The 16,498-nt window shown below is 65.1% G+C and carries 20 protein-coding genes; 11 read left to right on the forward strand and 9 right to left on the reverse strand.

The genetic code is table 11. The annotated features are described in order from the left end of the window. The 4 genes from KBI52_RS06030 to KBI52_RS06045 form a co-directional block, all read left to right on the forward strand. On the forward strand, positions 1-738 hold a 738-nt coding region (locus KBI52_RS06030), incomplete at its 5' end, for a transporter substrate-binding domain-containing protein (protein ID WP_210806080.1). Between the two features lie 182 nt (positions 739-920). Continuing rightward, a complete protein-coding gene (locus KBI52_RS06035) occupies positions 921-1,643 on the forward strand; it encodes an ABC transporter permease subunit (protein ID WP_173945957.1) in 723 nt (240 codons plus the stop codon). Next, positions 1,643-2,368: an ABC transporter permease gene (locus KBI52_RS06040; RefSeq protein ID WP_173945956.1), complete on the forward strand. Its 726-nt coding sequence runs from the start codon at positions 1,643-1,645 to the stop codon at positions 2,366-2,368. The genes KBI52_RS06035 and KBI52_RS06040 overlap by 1 nt, the downstream gene beginning before the upstream one ends. After that, positions 2,361-3,155, forward strand: a complete 795-nt coding sequence (locus tag KBI52_RS06045; protein ID WP_173945955.1) for an ABC transporter ATP-binding protein — start codon at positions 2,361-2,363, stop codon at positions 3,153-3,155. The genes KBI52_RS06040 and KBI52_RS06045 overlap by 8 nt, the downstream gene beginning before the upstream one ends. A 114-nt stretch (positions 3,156-3,269) precedes the next feature. Here KBI52_RS06045 and KBI52_RS06050 read toward each other — a convergent pair whose 3' ends face one another. Together KBI52_RS06050 and KBI52_RS06055 are read right to left on the reverse strand one after the other, a co-directional pair. Beyond that, positions 3,270-3,650: a hypothetical protein gene (locus tag KBI52_RS06050; protein ID WP_210806082.1), complete on the reverse strand. Its 381-nt coding sequence runs from the start codon at positions 3,648-3,650 to the stop codon at positions 3,270-3,272. Next, a complete protein-coding gene (locus KBI52_RS06055; RefSeq protein ID WP_173945953.1) occupies positions 3,650-4,087 on the reverse strand; it encodes a DUF4112 domain-containing protein in 438 nt (145 codons plus the stop codon). Before KBI52_RS06055 ends, KBI52_RS06050 begins: the two co-directional genes overlap by 1 nt. Before the next feature lie 335 nt (positions 4,088-4,422). Here KBI52_RS06055 and KBI52_RS06060 point away from each other — a divergent pair, with 335 nt between their 5' ends. Both KBI52_RS06060 and KBI52_RS06065 read left to right on the forward strand, forming a co-directional pair. Continuing rightward, positions 4,423-4,965, forward strand: coding sequence for a D-Ala-D-Ala carboxypeptidase family metallohydrolase (locus tag KBI52_RS06060; RefSeq protein WP_210806084.1), 543 nt, complete (start codon positions 4,423-4,425; stop codon positions 4,963-4,965). 31 nt (positions 4,966-4,996) lie between these two features. After that, positions 4,997-5,869: an alpha/beta fold hydrolase gene (locus KBI52_RS06065; protein ID WP_173945951.1), complete on the forward strand. Its 873-nt coding sequence runs from the start codon at positions 4,997-4,999 to the stop codon at positions 5,867-5,869. A gap of 152 nt (positions 5,870-6,021) precedes the next feature. Here the strand turns inward: KBI52_RS06065 and KBI52_RS06070 are convergent, their stop codons facing one another. The 5 genes from KBI52_RS06070 to KBI52_RS06090 form a co-directional block, all read right to left on the reverse strand. Further along, positions 6,022-6,780: a LamB/YcsF family protein gene (locus KBI52_RS06070; protein ID WP_210806086.1), complete on the reverse strand. Its 759-nt coding sequence runs from the start codon at positions 6,778-6,780 to the stop codon at positions 6,022-6,024. Positions 6,781-6,785: 5 nt separating this feature from the next. Beyond that, positions 6,786-8,078 carry a nicotinate phosphoribosyltransferase gene (pncB, locus tag KBI52_RS06075; protein WP_210806088.1) on the reverse strand — a complete coding sequence of 431 codons (1,293 nt, stop codon included), beginning with the start codon at positions 8,076-8,078 and terminating at the stop codon, positions 6,786-6,788. 91 nt (positions 8,079-8,169) lie between these two features. Beyond that, positions 8,170-8,499, reverse strand: coding sequence for a cytochrome c (locus KBI52_RS06080; RefSeq protein ID WP_371823120.1), 330 nt, complete (start codon positions 8,497-8,499; stop codon positions 8,170-8,172). A 56-nt stretch (positions 8,500-8,555) separates the two neighbouring features. Next, the gene (locus KBI52_RS06085; protein WP_210806090.1) at positions 8,556-9,821 is read right to left on the reverse strand and encodes a sorbosone dehydrogenase family protein; all 1,266 of its coding nucleotides are present in this window, start codon (positions 9,819-9,821) and stop codon (positions 8,556-8,558) included. A gap of 173 nt (positions 9,822-9,994) precedes the next feature. Continuing rightward, positions 9,995-10,498, reverse strand: a complete 504-nt coding sequence (locus KBI52_RS06090; RefSeq protein ID WP_173945947.1) for a pyridoxamine 5'-phosphate oxidase family protein — start codon at positions 10,496-10,498, stop codon at positions 9,995-9,997. Between the two features lie 217 nt (positions 10,499-10,715). Between KBI52_RS06090 and KBI52_RS06095 the strand changes: the two genes are divergently transcribed. Genes KBI52_RS06095 through KBI52_RS06105 form a run of 3 tightly spaced genes read left to right on the forward strand, consistent with a single transcriptional unit; the run spans position 10,716 to position 12,702 of the window. Continuing rightward, positions 10,716-11,840 (forward strand): Mrp/NBP35 family ATP-binding protein, encoded by a 1,125-nt coding sequence (locus KBI52_RS06095; protein ID WP_210806092.1) that lies wholly within the window; start codon positions 10,716-10,718, stop codon positions 11,838-11,840. A gap of 14 nt (positions 11,841-11,854) precedes the next feature. Beyond that, positions 11,855-12,475, forward strand: a complete 621-nt coding sequence (gene mobA, locus KBI52_RS06100) for a molybdenum cofactor guanylyltransferase MobA (protein WP_247654218.1) — start codon at positions 11,855-11,857, stop codon at positions 12,473-12,475. Beyond that, entirely contained in the window at positions 12,472-12,702 is a 231-nt protein-coding gene (locus KBI52_RS06105) for a sulfurtransferase TusA family protein (RefSeq protein ID WP_173945944.1), read from the forward strand. Before mobA ends, KBI52_RS06105 begins: the two co-directional genes overlap by 4 nt. A gap of 46 nt (positions 12,703-12,748) precedes the next feature. On the opposite strand, the gene KBI52_RS06110 is transcribed toward KBI52_RS06105, so the two are convergent. Continuing rightward, positions 12,749-12,925 (reverse strand): CsbD family protein, encoded by a 177-nt coding sequence (locus KBI52_RS06110; RefSeq protein ID WP_173945943.1) that lies wholly within the window; start codon positions 12,923-12,925, stop codon positions 12,749-12,751. Positions 12,926-13,288: 363 nt separating this feature from the next. Between KBI52_RS06110 and KBI52_RS06115 the strand changes: the two genes are divergently transcribed. Next, on the forward strand, positions 13,289-14,071 hold the full coding sequence (locus tag KBI52_RS06115) for a sensor histidine kinase KdpD (protein WP_210806096.1): 783 nt from the start codon (positions 13,289-13,291) through the stop codon (positions 14,069-14,071). Between the two features lie 18 nt (positions 14,072-14,089). On the opposite strand, the gene KBI52_RS06120 is transcribed toward KBI52_RS06115, so the two are convergent. Beyond that, positions 14,090-15,343, reverse strand: coding sequence for a glycerate kinase (locus KBI52_RS06120; RefSeq protein ID WP_210806098.1), 1,254 nt, complete (start codon positions 15,341-15,343; stop codon positions 14,090-14,092). Between the two features lie 226 nt (positions 15,344-15,569). Between KBI52_RS06120 and KBI52_RS06125 the strand changes: the two genes are divergently transcribed. Further along, positions 15,570-16,370 carry an HAD-IIB family hydrolase gene (locus KBI52_RS06125; protein ID WP_210806100.1) on the forward strand — a complete coding sequence of 267 codons (801 nt, stop codon included), beginning with the start codon at positions 15,570-15,572 and terminating at the stop codon, positions 16,368-16,370. The last annotated feature ends 128 nt before the right edge of the window (positions 16,371-16,498 follow it).

A 16,498-nucleotide genomic window follows, 5' to 3' on the forward strand; every position in this document is an offset into this window, starting at 1 on the left:
GCCCCGTGGAACTTCACCGGCGCGGGCGGCAAGCTCGAAGGCTTCGAGATCGATCTCGCCAACGAGCTGTGCAAGCGCATGAAGGTGAAATGCGAGATCGTCGCCCAGGATTGGGACGGCATCATCCCGGCCCTGCAGGCGAAGAAGTACGACGCCATCATGGCTGGCATGAACATCACCGAGAAGCGCCTCGAGACGATCAACTTCTCGATCCCCTATGCGGCCACCCCGCACGGCTTCGGCGTCATGAAGGATTCTCCCCTCGCCAAGCTGGCGGGCTCCGGCACGACGGTGAGCCTCGACAAGGATCCCGAAGGCGCCAAGAAGGCCATCGAGGCCTGGAAGCCGCTCCTGAAGGGCAAGACGGTCGGCGTGCAGACCTCGACCGTGAACGCGCAGTTCGTCGAGACCTACCTGAAGGACACGGTCCAGATCCGCGAGTACAAGACCACGGAGCAGCATGACCTGGATCTCTCCGCCGGCCGCCTCGACGCAATCTTCGCCGGACAGGGCGCCCTGAAGGCCACGCAGGAGAAGCCCGAGTTCAAGGACATGATCATTGCCGGAACGGGCATGCGCGGCGGACTGCTCGGCCGCGGCGTCGCGGTGGGCATGCGCAAGGACGACACCGAGCTCAAGAAGAGCTTCGACGAGGCGATCCAGGCGGCGATCAAGGACGGCACCATCAAGACCCTGTCCGAGAAGTGGTTCAAGCTCGACGCGACCCCGCAGGCCTGACGCGAGGAACCGGACCCGGAAGGAGTCGCTTTCGGACCCGATGCTTGAGCGTACTGGAAAATAAGTCCCGGATCCTGCTACACGGACCCGGGACTCGCTCGGGTCGAAGGTCCGATGTGACAGATCTTGTCTCACCTCCTGCCTCTCGGTGAGGGGAGACGTATTCAAGAAAGTTGAGACGCGTGCAGCAGCTGAGCTATTTCGAGCTCGTCGGGTTCGGCCCCAACGGTTGGGGATGGGCTCTTCTCACCGCGACCGGGATGACGATCGCCGTCGCCACATGCGGCTTTCTCGCAGGCTCCATCGTCGGCACCCTGGTGGCCTGGGGGAAGATCGGGGGCAACGTCGTGATCCGCAGCCTGGCGGATGGCTACACCACCGTCCTGCGCGGCATTCCCGATCTTCTCGTGATCTACCTCTTCTACTTCGGCGGCAGCGCGGCGCTCGGCGCCATCGGCAGCCTGTTCGGGGCCGAGGGCTTCATCGGCGTGCCGGCCTTCGCCACCGGCGCCATGGCCATCGGCATCGTGTCGGGCGCCTATCAGGCGGAGGTGTTCCGCGGGGCCTTCCAGGTCGTGAGCCGCGGCGAACTCGAGGCGGCGCGGTCCGTGGGCATGCATCGCTGGCTGATGTTCCGCCGCATCATCGCCCCGCAGGTCCTGCGCTATGCCATTCCCGGCCTCGGCAACACCTGGCAGCTGGTCTTGAAGGAATCGGCCCTGATTTCGGTGACGGGCCTCGTCGAGCTGCTGCGGCAGTCGCACATCGCGGCCGGCTCCACCCGCCGCCCGTTCGACTTCTACATCACGGCGGCGGTCCTCTATCTGCTCATCACCTGGGTTTCGACCTATCTGTTCCAGCGCGCGGAGGCTCATTCGATGCGTGGCATGCGGAGGGCTTCCTGATGGACTTCGCCTTCATGCGGGATACCTTCCTGACCCTGATGGGAGGCGTGCCCCTCACCCTGAACCTGGCGTTCACGGCGGTCGCGTTCGGGGCCGTCTTCGCGATGCTGCTCGCGCTCATGCGCATGTCGCGCGTCAAGGTGCTCGACTGGCCGGCGCAGGCCTATGTCTTCGTGTTCCGCGGGACGCCCCTGCTCGTGCAGATCTTCCTGATCTATTACGGCCTCGGCCAGTTCCGGCCGACCTTGCAGGAATGGGGATTGTGGACCTTCTTCCGCGAGCCCTACTGGTGCGCGGTGCTGGCACTCACCCTCAACACGGCCGCCTATGCCAGCGAGATCTTCCGCGGCGGCCTGCAATCGGTGCCGCACAACCAGGTCGAGGCCGCGCGGGCCTGCGGCATGTCGGGCTTCCTGCTCTTCCGCCGCATCGTCTTCCCGATCGCGGTCCGGCAGGCGCTCCCGGCCTACGGCAGCGAGATCATCCTCATGGTCAAGGCCACGTCGCTGGCCTCGATCATCACCATGATGGAGGTGACGGGACTCGCCGCAAAGCTGATCTCGCAGACCTTCCGGGCCGTCGAGGTCTTCATCGTGGCAGGCCTGATCTACCTGATCCTCAACTTCATCATCACGCGCATCATCATGGCCATCGAGTGGTGGCTCTCGCCCCATCTGCGCCGCCCACCGGCCATCGAGCCGCGCCTGGAGGCCGCCCATGTCTAACGGAGTTGCATCCTTGTCTTCCGAGTCCGCTGCTGCCGTCTCCGTCAACGATCTCCGCAAAAGCTTCGGGAGCCTCGAGGTGCTCAAGGGCGTGTCGCTCAGCGCCCGGGAAGGCGACGTCATCTCGATCCTCGGCGCGTCGGGCTCCGGTAAGTCCACCATGCTCCGCTGCATCAACATGCTGGAGGTGCCGGATTCCGGCGAGATCCGCATCGGCGGCGAGACGATCGGCCTCAGAAAGGGCCGCAAGGGCATGGAGCCGGCCGACCAGCGGCAGGTGGACCGCATCCGCTCGCGGGTCGCCATGGTGTTCCAGAGCTTCAACCTCTGGTCCCACATGACCATCCTGGAGAACGTGATCGAGGCGCCCGTTCACGTGCAGAAGCGCCCGAAGGCCGAGTGCATCGCCGAGGCCGAGGAACTGCTGAAGAAGGTCGGCATCGTCGACAAGCGCAACCAGTATCCCTCCCACCTCTCAGGCGGCCAGCAGCAGCGCGCGGCGATCGCCCGGGCGCTCGCCATGCATCCCAAGGTGATGCTGTTCGACGAGCCGACCTCGGCGCTCGATCCGGAACTCGTCGGCGAGGTCCTGCGCGTCATGCGCTCCCTCGCCGAGGAAGGCCGCACCATGCTGGTGGTGACCCACGAGATGGGTTTCGCCCGCGACGTGTCGAACCGGGTCGTGTTCCTGCACAAGGGCGTGGTCGAGGAGGAAGGCGCGCCGGCCCAGGTGTTCGGCGCTCCGAAATCCGAGCGCTTCAAGCAGTTCATCTCGAGCCACCGCTGAGCGTCGGCTCCATGATTTCTACCGATCGGGATCACCGGCACAAGGCCGGTGATGACGGGAAGACGGCAACGACAAACACGAAGGGCGAAGCGGCATCCGCTGCGCCCTTTCTCGTCATCGCTTCTCGATGCGCCGGATCGGAGGCTGCGCCGGCGGGAACGGTCCTGGGACGCGCGGATCGATCCGCGGCCCGCGCCATTCCTCGACGCGCGGCTCACGGGGCGCTCCGCCGAGGAACAGGCCAAGCACGGCCGGAACCGCCAGGATCGCCAGGGAGACGAGGCCCCACACCACCACGATGGCGCCGAGGCCCAGGCCGCGCAGGGTCATGAGCGCCCAGGACAGCCACTCGACCGTCTCCGGATGGCCCGTCACGACGTCTGCATGGCGCGCCGCCACGCCGCCGAAGAAGTCGACGAGACCGTACGCACCCCAGGCGAAGAGCGACCACACAGCCACGGCGAACCAGGCGAGGATCCAAAGGAAGCGCTTCATCAGCGCTCGTCCACCCGGACGGCCGTGCCGTCGATCTCGAGCGGTCCGCGCTTGGGCGTGCCCAGATGCTCGTGGATGATCCGCAGGTTGCGCTGGTTGGCCTTGAAGAACACGTCGAATACGTCACCCGCCAGCGGGATCGCGCCGATCGCCGTGTCGACCACCACGTTGCCGATCATGCGGGCGATCTTCCAGCGCGGCAGGCCGAGCTGGCGCGCCTCCCAGATGATGTAGCTGGCGAGCGCGGCCGAGATCGCGTCGCCCACGCCCGGCACGAGACCGAGCACGGCATCGAAGCCGACGCGCCGGTTCAGGCCCGGGATCATCACGGCGTTGTCGAGAAACTTCGCGACGAGCGTGACGCGCGCGAGCGCATCGGCCCGGGTCGGTCCGGCGGTCTTGATCGCGTCGAAAACGGCGGTCCGAGCAGTGTTCATTCCTGTCTCCGTGCGGCCGATCCCGATGATCGGCACAACGGATCTGGATGTGTGCATTCCGGCTCGCTTCTGCAAGATTCCAGCCCGTTATTCCGTAACTCACCCGAAATTTCCCGTGGCGGGATTCCTTGCAGGGCAAAGCTTTGCCGGCCAAGCGTGGCCTTTGCGCCTCCGATCGCCCCTAGGTGTTCTTGCCTAGGGCAAGCTTAACCTTAGGTAGCCGTGCCTAACGCTGCGACATCAACCCTTGGTGGCTGATCCACAAGCAGCGAAAGCCGGTGGGGGGACCGAGCCGGCGCAGGACCTCAAGTAGGGGCTCAGTACGGGAGAACCCGATGAGCATCGTTTGCCGCGTTCGCTGGACCTCGAAGGTGGCCGTCATGGCCGGGGCCTTTCTGGCGGGACTGTCGCCGGGTCCGCTCGAGGCCGGCGATGAGGACGCCGGGATCATTCCTTCGGCGCAATACGCCAGCCTGCCGTCCCAGGAGCGCCTCGACGACCCCGCCGCCACCGGAAGCCTGCCAGGCGCGAGGGCACTTTCTGGTTTCTCGTCGCTGGTGTCCCTGGGAACGATCACCCTGCGCGCCAGCGCCCCCACCCACTGCATTCCGGGCAACCTGCGCGACGTGGTGGCGTCCGTCGCCGCGACGTTCGGCCCCGTGAGCATCGAGTCGACCCATCGCAGCAGCGGCCGCAATTGGCGCGCCGGCGGCGCCCGCCACTCCCTGCACCTCTCCTGCCGCGCGGTCGATTTCCGCGTGCGGGCGAAGGCGCGGGGCGTGATGGCCTACCTGCGAGCGCATCCCCAGGTCGGCGGCCTCAAGATCTATCGCAACGGGATCATCCATATCGACAACGGCGAGCGCCGTTCCTGGTGACGATCCGTGCCGGCTCCGATACAACGGCGGGATGTTCGAGACCTTCACACACCGACAGATCGAAACCTCCGGCGCCGTCATCAACCTCCGCCATGGCGGAAGCGGACCGCCGGTCCTCCTGCTGCACGGGCATCCGCAAACCCATGTCATGTGGCACAAGGTGGCGCCGAAGCTCGCCGAGACCTACACGGTCGTGTGCGCCGATCTGCGCGGATACGGCGACAGTTCGAAGCCCGCGACGACCCCGGACCACGAGCCCTATTCCAAGCGCGCCATGGCGCGCGACCAGGTCGAGGCGATGCAGGCTCTCGGCTTCGAGCGTTTCGCCGTCGTCGGGCATGATCGCGGCGGGCGCTGCGCCTACCGCATGGCGCTCGATCATCCGGACCGGATCGTGTCGCTGTCCGTCCTCGACATCATCCCGACGGCCGAGCATTTCCAGCGCACCGACATGGCCTTCGCCATGGGCTACTGGCACTGGTTTTTCCTCGCCCAGCCGCACCCGATCCCCGAGCGCCTGATCGCGTCGGATCCGGACGTGTTCTATCTGCGCCGCGGGCGCTCGCTGTTCGACGAGGCGGCGCTCGCGGAATATCGCCGCTGCTACACGGATCCGACGACGATCCACGCCATGTGCGAGGATTACCGGGCCGGCGCCACCATCGACATGCGCCTCGACGAGGAAGACCAGAAGGCCGGCCGCCGCATCGCCTGTCCGGTGCAGGCGCTCTGGGGCCTGAAGAACGGGCTCGAGCGGTGGTACGACGTCGTCGGGGTCTGGCGCGACTGGGCCGGCAGAGTGGAAGGCCACGGCATCGATTGCGGCCATTATCTCGCCGAGGAGGCCCCCGAGGAAACGCTGGCGGCTCTGGAGCCCTTCCTGGAGAGGGCGTTCAAAGACTAATCTCAGACGTCATGGCCGGGCTTGACCCGGCCAACCCGATGCGAAAGGTGCGGCGTCTCCGGAGATCGGAATCACCGGCACAAGGCCGGTGATGACGACGAAGGTGAGCACTCCGACACCGTGTCAGGCGGAGGTCGCAAGGTCGAACGGGCCTATGCGAACGGCGCGATCGCGATCCCGTTTGCCTCCAGATTCGCGCGGACCGTCCGGGCCATGGCGACGGCGCTCGGCTCGTCGCCATGCACGCAGATCGTGTCGATCTCGACCGGGATCCGCTTTCCGGACACTGTCGTGATCGCCCTGTCCTGCACGGCGCGGAGAATGCGCTCGGCGGCGAATTCCGCATCGTGCAGCACGGAACCCGGCTTCTTCCGGCTGGTGAGCGTGCCATCGTCCTCGTAGGTGCGGTCGGCAAAGATCTCGCGGGCGACCTTCACGCCAATCTGCTCGGATGCCTTTTCCATGGGAAGGCCCGGCATGCAGACATTGACCAGGCTCCGATCGACGCCCTTGATGGCCCGGGCGATGGCAAGCGCGAGGTCCATGTCCTCGTTGGCCATGTTGTTGAGCGCGCCGTGCGCCTTCACGTAGGTGACCTTGTGCCCGGCCAGCGCCGCGAGAGCCTGCATGGCGCCGATCTGATAGGCCACCATGCGCTCGATCTCGGCCGGCGAGTCGCCGCGGATCATGCGGCGTCCGAAGCCGTGAAGGTCATTGAAGCCCGGATGCGCCCCGATGGCGACACCCTTGCGCTTCGCGATCTCCGCCGTGCGGAACATGATCGACGGATCGCCCGCGTGATACCCGCAGGCGATGTTGGCCGACGAGACGATGTCGAGCATCGCCTCGTCGTCGCCCATCGGCCAGGGGCCGTATCCTTCACCCATGTCGCAATTGAGATCGATCGTCATGTCCGTCACACCAGAACCGGCTGGGCCGTTTGCTGCCCCACATGGAAGATGCGCTTGTAGCGCTCGACCTCCGCCCTCGGCCCCATGGCCTTGGTCGGATTGTCGGAGAGCTTCACCGTCGGCCGGCTGTCGGCCGAGATCACCTTGCACACGATGGAGATCGGGTCGAGGGCTCCCTCGGGCGCAAGGCCGCGGAAATCGTTGGTGAGCAGCGTGCCCCAGCCGTAGCCGATGCGCATGCGACCGCGGAAATGCCGGTGGATGCGCTCGATCACGTCCACGTCGAGCCCGTCGGAGAAGATCGCGAGCTTGTCCTTCGGGTTCTGCCCGCGCTCGTTCCACCACGCGATGGCTTCCTCGCCCCCCTCGATCGGATCCTTCGAGTCGACGCGGATGCCCGTCCAGGACGCCACCCAGTCGGGCGCGTTGCGCAGGAAGTTCGTGGTGCCGTAGGTATCCGGCAAGATGACGCGCAGGTTCCCCTCGTAATCCTGCTGCCAATCCGCCAGCACCCGATAGGGCGATTCCGCCAGTTCCTCGTCGCTGTCGGTCAGGGCCGCGTAGACCATCGGCAACTCATGGGCGTTCGTGCCTACGGCCTCGACCTCCTGGCGCATGGCGATGAGACAGTTGGAGGTGCCGAGAAACGAGGAGCCGAGTCCCTCCATCATCGCCTGAACGCACCAGTCCTGCCAGAGGAAGCCGTGCCGCCGCCGCGTGCCGAAATCGGAGATGGACAGATCCGGGAGCTTTCTCAGGCGCTCGATCTTCTCCCAGACCCGCGTCATCGCCCGGGCATAGAGCACCTGAAGCTCGAACTTCGCCATGCCCTTGAGCACGCCGCGGGAGCGCAGCTCGTTGAGGATCGCGAGCGCCGGGATCTCCCACATGGTGGTTTCGATCCAGGGCCCATGGAAGGTCAGCACATATTGGCCGTCCTCCTTCTCGAGCAGGTATTCCGGGAAGCGGAAGGTTTCGAGCCAGTCCATGAACTCCGGCGAGAACATCTGCCGCTTGCCGTAGAACGTGTTGCCGCGAAGCCAGGTGGACTCGCCCCGCGTCAGGGAGAGGCTGCGCACGTGGTCGAGCTGCTCGCGCAGCTCCCCGGCATCGATGATGTCGGCCAGTCGGATGCGGGTGGTGCGGTTATGAATGCCGAACGTGACCTGCACGTCCCGATGGCGGCGAAAGATCGTCTGCGCCATCAGAAGCTTGTAGAAATCCGTATCCAGGACGGACCGGACGATCGGGTCGATCTTCCAGGTATGGTTGTAGACCCGGGTCGCGATGTCCACCATCGCCTGCTCCATGCCACTCGAGGGAGGCGAGACAATAGCGAAGGGGCGCCCGGGATGAAAGAGTGCCGGCTACGAGACTTTGTGAGGCCTCTCACGGAGGCAGGACATCCACCTGGATCGACGCGTAATAGGCCGCCACGTCGGCGATGTCCTCGTCGGACAACTCCTTCGCTACAATGTTCATGGACTCGTTCTTGCGCTCGCCGGACCGATAGGCCTCGAGGCTCCTGGTGAGATAAGTCTCGACCTGACCGGCGAGGTTGGGCGCCTCGGGGTTCTTCGACAGCCCGTCGAGGCCGTGGCAGCCCTGACATGTGGTGAGCTTCTGGCGCCCGGCCCTGGCGTCTCCTGCCTGGCTCGGACCGCAAGCAAGGCTGCCCAGCAGCATGGCCGTGAATGCGAGGAAATGGCTCGTCTTCATGCGTGATGGTCCCATGGGAAGCGGGCGCGCCGCGTGGCGCGCCCGTCGGGAGATCGTTACCGGCCTTCGTAGGAGATGCGGTAGACCGCGCCGGCCGTATCGTCCGACACCAGCAGGGAGCCGTCGGGCAGCATGGCGACGTCCACCGGCCGCCCGAGATACTCGCCGTTGTCTGTCAGCCATCCTTCCGCGAAGATCTGCGGCTTGTCGGCTGTCCCGTCCTGCTTGATCGGCGTGAACATGATCCTCGCGCCGACCGGTTTGGTGCGGTTCCAGGAGCCGTGCTGGGCCGAGAAGATGCCGCCTTGATAGGTCTGCGGGAGCATCTTGCCCGTGTAGAACATCATGCCGAGATCCGCCGCATGAGGATCCATTTCGGCCTGCGGTCCGACGACGCCGGCCGGAACCTGATCGTCCTTGTACTCGACCGTGCGGACGGTGCCGCCGCCATAATGCGGGAAGCCGAAATTCTGTCCCATACTGGCGATGCGGTTCAGCTCGCCGGGAGGCTGATCGTCGCCCATTCCGTCGACCTGGTTGTCGGTGAACCACAGCGACTTGTCAGCGGGGTTGAAGTCGATGCCGACCGAGTTGCGGATGCCCGTCGCATAGACCTCGCGGTTCTTGCCGTCCTGATCCATGCGGATGATGCCGCCGATGCCTGTCCGCTTGTAGAGGTCGAGCTTGTCTTTCGCCGGTACGTTGAAGGGCTGGCCGAGCGCGATATAGAGCTTGTTGTCGGGCCCGACCCGGCAGACGCGGGCCGTATGGTTGAAGCTTTCCTCCGACGGCGGGATGAGGTCTCCCTGCTTGGCGACCACGAAGGCCGCGACATCCGGTCCTTCGTAGAAGAACTCGGCGGCCGGGAATTGCAGCACTCGGTTCTGCTCGGCGACATAAAGCATCCCGTCACGCGAGAAGCAGACGCCGTTGGGAATCTTGAACGCGACGGACGGGGCGAACTGCTTGACCTCGTCGGCGACGCGATCCTTGTCGCGATCTGTCACGACATAGACGTTGTTCTTGCGGGTTCCGACGAAGACCACGCCGGCATTGGGGCCGACCGCCATGTGGCGCGCATCGGGCACGATCGCATAAAGATCGATCTTGAAACCGGCCGGCAACTGGATTTTCTCGAGGTTCTTCCGAATGGCATCGGCGCGACGCCCCTCCTGCGCGATGGGTCGCGGCTCGGTGGTTCCCGTGCTCTGGAACGACGTCAGCTTCTCGAGATTGCCTGTCGGCGATTGGGTGGCAGGCTGAGCGAAACTCGAGGACGCGAAAGCAACAATCGAAACTGCGGCAAGCAGGACGAACTTCATTGTTTCCTCCCTAAGACCGCCCCCAAGGCCTGTTCTTGATTACGACGAACGGTTTTTTCCGTATTGTCTTCGTTGCTCAAACATACCTAAGCTTCTTCCGTAAAGGTAGATAGAATCAAGCCAAAGAAAAGGGGCCGCGTGCGGCCCCGAGACTGTCGCGCTGCAGCGAAACCTCAGCTCAGATTGACCTTCGCCTGATCGCCAGGATGGGGCGGCTGACCGGTGATGGCAGCCTTCGCATAGCCGTAGAGATGCACCAGGGTCGACGAGGGACTGTCCCAGTATTCGCCCTTGGCCGGGTGAACGCGGATCAGGGCGATCTGCGGATCGTCCACGCCCTTCGGGAACCACGCCCGCAGAGGCTCCGACCATTTCTCCTCGATCGTCGCCTTGTCGCGCACGATCTCGGCCCGTCCTGTCACCGACACATAGGTCTGGCTGCTCGGATCGGCATATGCGAGGTTGACCTCGTTGTCGCGGGAGAGTTCCGTCGTCTTGGGCGATTGGATCTGGGTGAAGAACCAGAGATCCCCGTGCTCGTCCGCCTCCTGGCTGTGCATGGGCCTGCTGTGCAAGGTACCGTCCGTGTCGACGGTGGTCATCATGGCGATCTTCACGTCCTTGATCAGGTCATAGAGCTTCCCGGCATTCGGATCGTTATGGCCGTGTTGGTGCATCGTCGTCTCCTCGATCGTATGTGGCAGGCACTCGGGATTGATCAGCCAAGGCAGTGACGCGGCCGGCCGGGCCGGCTCCCGAGGGATCGGGTGAACAACGGACAAGGTGCAGTTTGGTTCGGGATATGCACCCTGGCCGCCATCGATGGCCTTAACGCGCAGGCTCCGGACCTATACATGAAGGGCAGAATCCTCGGAGCCATCAGGAGACGACATCGTGGCCATTACCCGTGAGCATGTGCTGCAGGCCTTGTCGACCGTCATGGTCGACGCCGGCGGAACCAACCTCGTCGCCTCGGGACGGCTGTCGGACGTGGTGGTGGACGATGCGAGCCGCGTCATGTTCTCCATCACCATCGATCCATCGGAAGCCGCCGCCATGGAGCAGGTGCGGCAGGCCGCCGTCACGGCCGTGCAGGGCCTGCCGTCCGTGAAGGGCGTCTTCGCCAGCCTCACGGCCGACCGGCCCTCCGGTTCCGGCGCATCCCCTTCCCCGGGCGCCCCGCAGCGGCCGCGAGCGGCGGCCCAGCCCAGGAATCAGCGCATTCCCGGCGTGCAGCATGTGATCGCGGTCGCGTCCGGCAAGGGTGGCGTCGGCAAGTCCACGACGGCCTGCAACCTGGCTCTCGGCCTGAAGGCCCTCGGGCTGAAGGTCGGCCTGCTCGATGCGGACATCTACGGCCCCTCGGTGCCGAAGCTCCTCGGCATTCACGGCAAGCCGCGCCTGCTCGAGAACCGCGTTCTCGAACCAATGGAAGCCTTTGGGCTGAAGGTCATGTCGATCGGCTTCCTGGTCGAGGAGGAAGCGGCCATGATCTGGCGCGGACCGATGGTGATGTCGGCCATTACCCAGATGCTGCGGGAGGTCGCCTGGGGTGATCTCGACGTGCTCGTAGTCGACATGCCCCCGGGCACCGGCGATGCGCAGCTCACCATGGCGCAGGCTACGCCGCTGGCCGGCGCCGTAATTGTGTCGACGCCGCAGGACCTTGCCCTCATCGATGCCCGACGCGGGGTGTCGATGTTCAAGCGGGTGGAGATCCCGATCCTCGGCATCGTCGAGAACATGGCGACCTTCATCTGTCCGCATTGCGGCCAGAGCTCCCACATCTTCGGCCATGGCGGAGCGCGTGAGGAGGCCAGGCGTCTGGACGTCCCCTTCCTCGGCGAAGTTCCACTGTCCATGACGATCCGCGAGTTGTCCGATTCGGGCCGGCCCGTCGTCGTGGCCGATCCGGACGGACCGCATGCCGGTATCTACAAGGACATGGCACGGCAGATCTGGACTGCGCTCACGGGGGGCGCCACAGCCAGGCCGGCTCCCCGCATCGTGATCGAATGAGCGGGGCCGCCACGATGCCGCCGACTGTCGGGGTCGTTCTCGCGGGAGGCCTTTCGCGGCGCATGGGCGGCCAGGACAAGGTTCTGCTGGCGTTCGAGGGTCTCACGCTCCTCGAATACGTGGCGCAGCGCCTCGCCCCGCAATGCGAGAGCCTCATCGTCAACGCGAATGGCGAACCCCGGCGCTTCGGAACCCTCCCCTTCCCTGTCGTGACGGATTCGGTAGCCGGGCATCTCGGGCCCCTGGCAGGCATCCTGACGGCTCTCGAATGGACCCAGGCCCACCGCCCGGGCGTCGAATGGGTAGTCAGCGTTCCGGCCGATACGCCCTTCGTCCCGTCCGATCTCGTGGGGCGCCTGCATGAGGCGCGCGGCGAATCCAGGCATCCTCTGGCTTGCGCGTCATCGGGCGAACAGCTGCATTTCGCCGTCGGGCTCTGGCCGATCTCCCTCCGGCAAGACCTGCGCGAGATGCTTGTGAAAAGCGACATACGCAGCATCCGGGATTGGGCGAAGCGTCATGGATATGCCGAAGCCTCCTGGCACACCGAGCCGCGCGATCCCTTCTTCAACATCAACACGCCGGATGATTGGGTAACCGCGAAGGTTTTGCTGCAGCAGGAGCGGAGGCGATGACCGAACTCGATCTTTCCGGACTGAAATGCCCGCTGCCGGTCCTGCGCACGCGAAAGGCTCTGCTCGGCATGGCGCCCGGCGAAAAGCTGCGTGTGGTCTGCACCGACCCGTTGGCTGGCATCGACGTCCCCAATCTGATCCGCGAGACCGGCGACATTCTGGAGGAGCAAACGCAGGACGCCTCCCGGATCAGATTTCTGATCCGCAAGGCGGGTCATCCTGAATGAGGCGGCCCGGCGAGACGCCGGGCCGACCGAAATGCCTGTGCAGTAATCAGGTGCTCTTGCGCAGCGAGTCCTTGATGCCGCCGACGGTGTTCTGGATCTTGCCCTCGGCCTTATCCATCTTGCCTTCGGTTTCCATCTTCGAATCGCCCAGAGCCTTGCCGAGACCTTCCTTGAGGCGGCCCTTGATGTTCTTCATGCTGCCTTCGGTGCGATCGTTATCCATGGTGTAACTCCTGAAACTGGCTTCCAGACATGGAAACGCCGTTTCTGACAGCCGGTTTCAACGAAAGTGCCAAGTGCGGCAATTGTGACGCTCCCGACCTCACGTCCCGGTGATCGCGGGACAGTATTCAATCTCCCGAAATCTGGAGACACTTCTTGTCTATTCGTGCGGCTGTCACTCTGTTTCCGCCATGACTGCCTCTCATCTCTCATAGTGCTCGGCAATTTCAGTTAATTTACTTGCACGATTTGGTTTGCGGCGGCTCTGCAGCGTCCTGCGAGGGTGGGTATGGACAACGGATGGAGGCGCACTAATTCGCAACGAACCGGCTTTAACGTTATAAAGTTAACAGGTGTCGCGTCCGTGTCCGCAGCCAACCGACGTCCCCCCCGATCGACCCAGACCGCCCCGCGCCGCGCTCACAGCCGCGCCGCCCTCAGAGGTCCGGCCCATTCGCTCGACCGGGTCGCCCTTCTGGCCCATCAGCTGAGAACCCCGCTCTCGGCCATCAATGCTCTGGCGCAAGGCTTGATCCGACGTGCGGACCGGCTCGGCACCACCGACATCCAGGCCAAGGCCGAGAAGATCTGGCGCGCCAGTTTGCGCCTGGACGAGCTGATTGACACGATCCTGTCCTACACCCGGGCCACTGCCGGCGGAATCGTGCTCAATCCAAGCGAATTCAACCCGGACGAACTCATCCGTCGGGTGTGCCGGGAGCAAGGCGGACAGGAGCCGTCCCGCCCGTTTCAGGTCCAGATCCGCGGCTTGCCCGAGATCGTCATCGGCGATCCCATTCTGCTGGAGCAGGCCCTCGTCATCGTTCTGTCGAACGCCATGAAATATTCCCTGCCGGAACGGCCGATCCACATCGTGGCATCCAGGAAGGGCGGCATGATCCGGATCGTCGTCAAGGATCGCGGGATCGGGATCCCCGAACGGGACATGCCCTTCATCATGCAGCCCTTCTTCCGGGGCCGCAACGCGAAGACGTTGCCCGGCACGGGATTAGGCCTCAGCCTCGCCTGGTACATCCTCAAGCTCCACGGCGGCGACCTGGAGATCGACAGCCAGGAGGGCCGCGGAACCAAGGTCGCGATGGTGGTGCCGCAAACCAACGCGACGGGACTCAGCTATTCCATCTGAAGCCCTAAGCCGATCCTCTCAGGGACGGATGAGGATGCAGCGGAAGTCGTTCACGTTGGTCAGGGTGGGACCCGTCACCACGAGCCTGTCGAGCTGCGCGAAGGCCGTGTAGGCATCGTTCCTGTCGAGGTGAGCCGCCAGGTCGATTCCGGCCTTGCGGGCATTCTCGAAGAGGCTTCCGTCGAACCAGGCGCCGGCGTTGTCCTCCGAGCCGTCGATCCCGTCCGTATCGCAGGCGATCGCGGAGATTTTTCGCTCGTCCTTCAGGGACAGGGCGAGAGACAGCAGGAACTCGGCATTGCGCCCGCCCCGTCCCTGCCCGCGCACCGTCACCGTGGTCTCGCCGCCGGAGAGCAGAACGCACGGCGCACGGGCCGGCTCCCCGTGCATCAGGGCCGAGCGGGCGATCCCCGCCATGACGCGCCCAACCTCCCGGGCCTCCCCCTCGAGCGCATCACCGAGCACGAGCGGGGTCAGACCCAGCTCGCGGGCTTTCGCGGCGGCGGCATCGAGCGCCATCTTGGGCGTCGAGAGCATATGCACCACGCCGCCGGCGACGGGCTCGGTCACGGCGTTGGAACGGATGGTCGCGCGGACATGGTCCGGCACGTCGATGCCATATTTGCGCAGGATGCCGAACGCGACGTCCGGTTCGACGCGCTCGGGGATCGTCGGACCCGACCCGATGCTGCCGGGATCGTCACCCGGAACATCCGAGATCAGGTAGGTGACGAGCGGCGCCTTCCCGACCGCCGCCGCGAGGCGCCCGCCCTTGATGGCGGAGAGCGACTTGCGCACCAGGTTCATCTCCCCGATCGGCGCGCCCGATTTCAGCAGGGCCCTGTTGAGATCCTGCTTGTCGGCCAGCGTCACCCCGTCCGCCGGGAGCGACAGCAGCGAGGAGGCGCCGCCGGACATGAGGCAGACCACGAGATCGTCGGGGCCGGCCTGCTGGGCCAGGGCCAGGATCCGCCCTGCGGCCTGGAGGCCGGCCTCGTCGGGAACCGGATGGGCGGCCTCGACGATCTCGATGGAGCGCGTCGGCACCGCATGCCCATAACGGGTGACCACGAGCCCCTCGCAAGCCCCCCCCGCGCGGGCCCAGGCTTCCTCGAATGCCGCCGCCATGCGGGCCGAGGCCTTGCCGGCGCCGAGGACGATCGTCCGCCCTTTCGGCCTGGGCGGGAGCCGGCCGTCGAACTGACCATCGGGAAGCGCCGCCTTCAGGGCGGCATCGAACAGGGCATAGAGGATTTCGGCATCGTTTGGCATGGCGTCACTTTACGTCAGAAATCCCCTTCGTGAAGTCATCCGTTGACGATTGCACACAGGGCGGCGTGCCTGCTCGTCATTGATCCGGCATCGACCCTGGCACACGCAGGAGGATCATGCTTAAAGGCGGTCCGTTAGCCGTCTCATGATTGTCACGCCCGAGGATGACGCACCGATGTCCCAGCCGTTTTCCGCTTCCCTGCCTCTGTCCTCGGACGAGCACGGCATGAAGCCCCTGTCCGAGATGCCGCTGGAGACGGCGCGCTCCATCCGCGTGGTGCTGACCGACATCGACGACACCATCACCACGGAGGGAATGCTGACGGCCTCAGCCTATGGGGCCCTTGAGCGGCTGCACCGCGCAGGCTTCATCGTGATCCCCGTGACGGGCCGTCCGGCCGGATGGTGCGATCACATCGCCCGCATGTGGCCCGTCGATGCCGTGGTGGGAGAAAACGGCGCCTTCTATTTCCGCTACGATCGCGAGCGCAGGACGATGGAGCAGCGGTTCTGGGCGAGTTCGGAAGAGTTGGCGCGGAACCGCGCGAAGCTTGACGCCATCGAGGCGGAAGTGCTCGCGAGCGTTCCCGGCACCGCGCTCGCCAGCGATCAGGCGTACCGCCTGGCGGATCTCGCCATCGACTTCTGCGAGGATGTCCCTCCCCTACCGGAATCCGAGGTCGACCGGATCGTTGCCGCCTTCGAGCGCGCAGGCGCGCAGGCCAAGGTCAGCTCCATTCATGTGAACGGCTGGTTCGGCGACTACAACAAGCTGACCATGGCCCGGACTCTGCTCGCCGACGTGTTCGGCATGGCATGGGACGAGGCAAGGAAGACCGTGATCTACGCGGGCGATTCCCCGAACGACGAGCCCATGTTCGCAGCCTTTCCCGTGAGCGTCGGCGTCGCCAACATCCAGGCCTTCGCGCATCGCCTCATCAGCAAGCCCGCCTATGTGGCGAGCGGCCATTCGGGAGAAGGGTTCGTGGAACTGGCCGAGTTGCTGCTCAGGGCGAAGGGCGCATAGGAGAGCGGTTTTTGTCCTCAGCTCCGCCGACAAAAAAGCCCGGCGATGCCGGGCTTTTCCGTGCTCACAGACCTGCGAGAGCGATGTACTTGATTTCGAGGAAGCCCTCGATGCCGTACCTGGAGCCC

The organism is Microvirga sp. HBU67558 (genome assembly GCF_018069605.1).
Classification (GTDB): Bacteria; Pseudomonadota; Alphaproteobacteria; order Rhizobiales; family Beijerinckiaceae; genus Microvirga; species Microvirga terrae.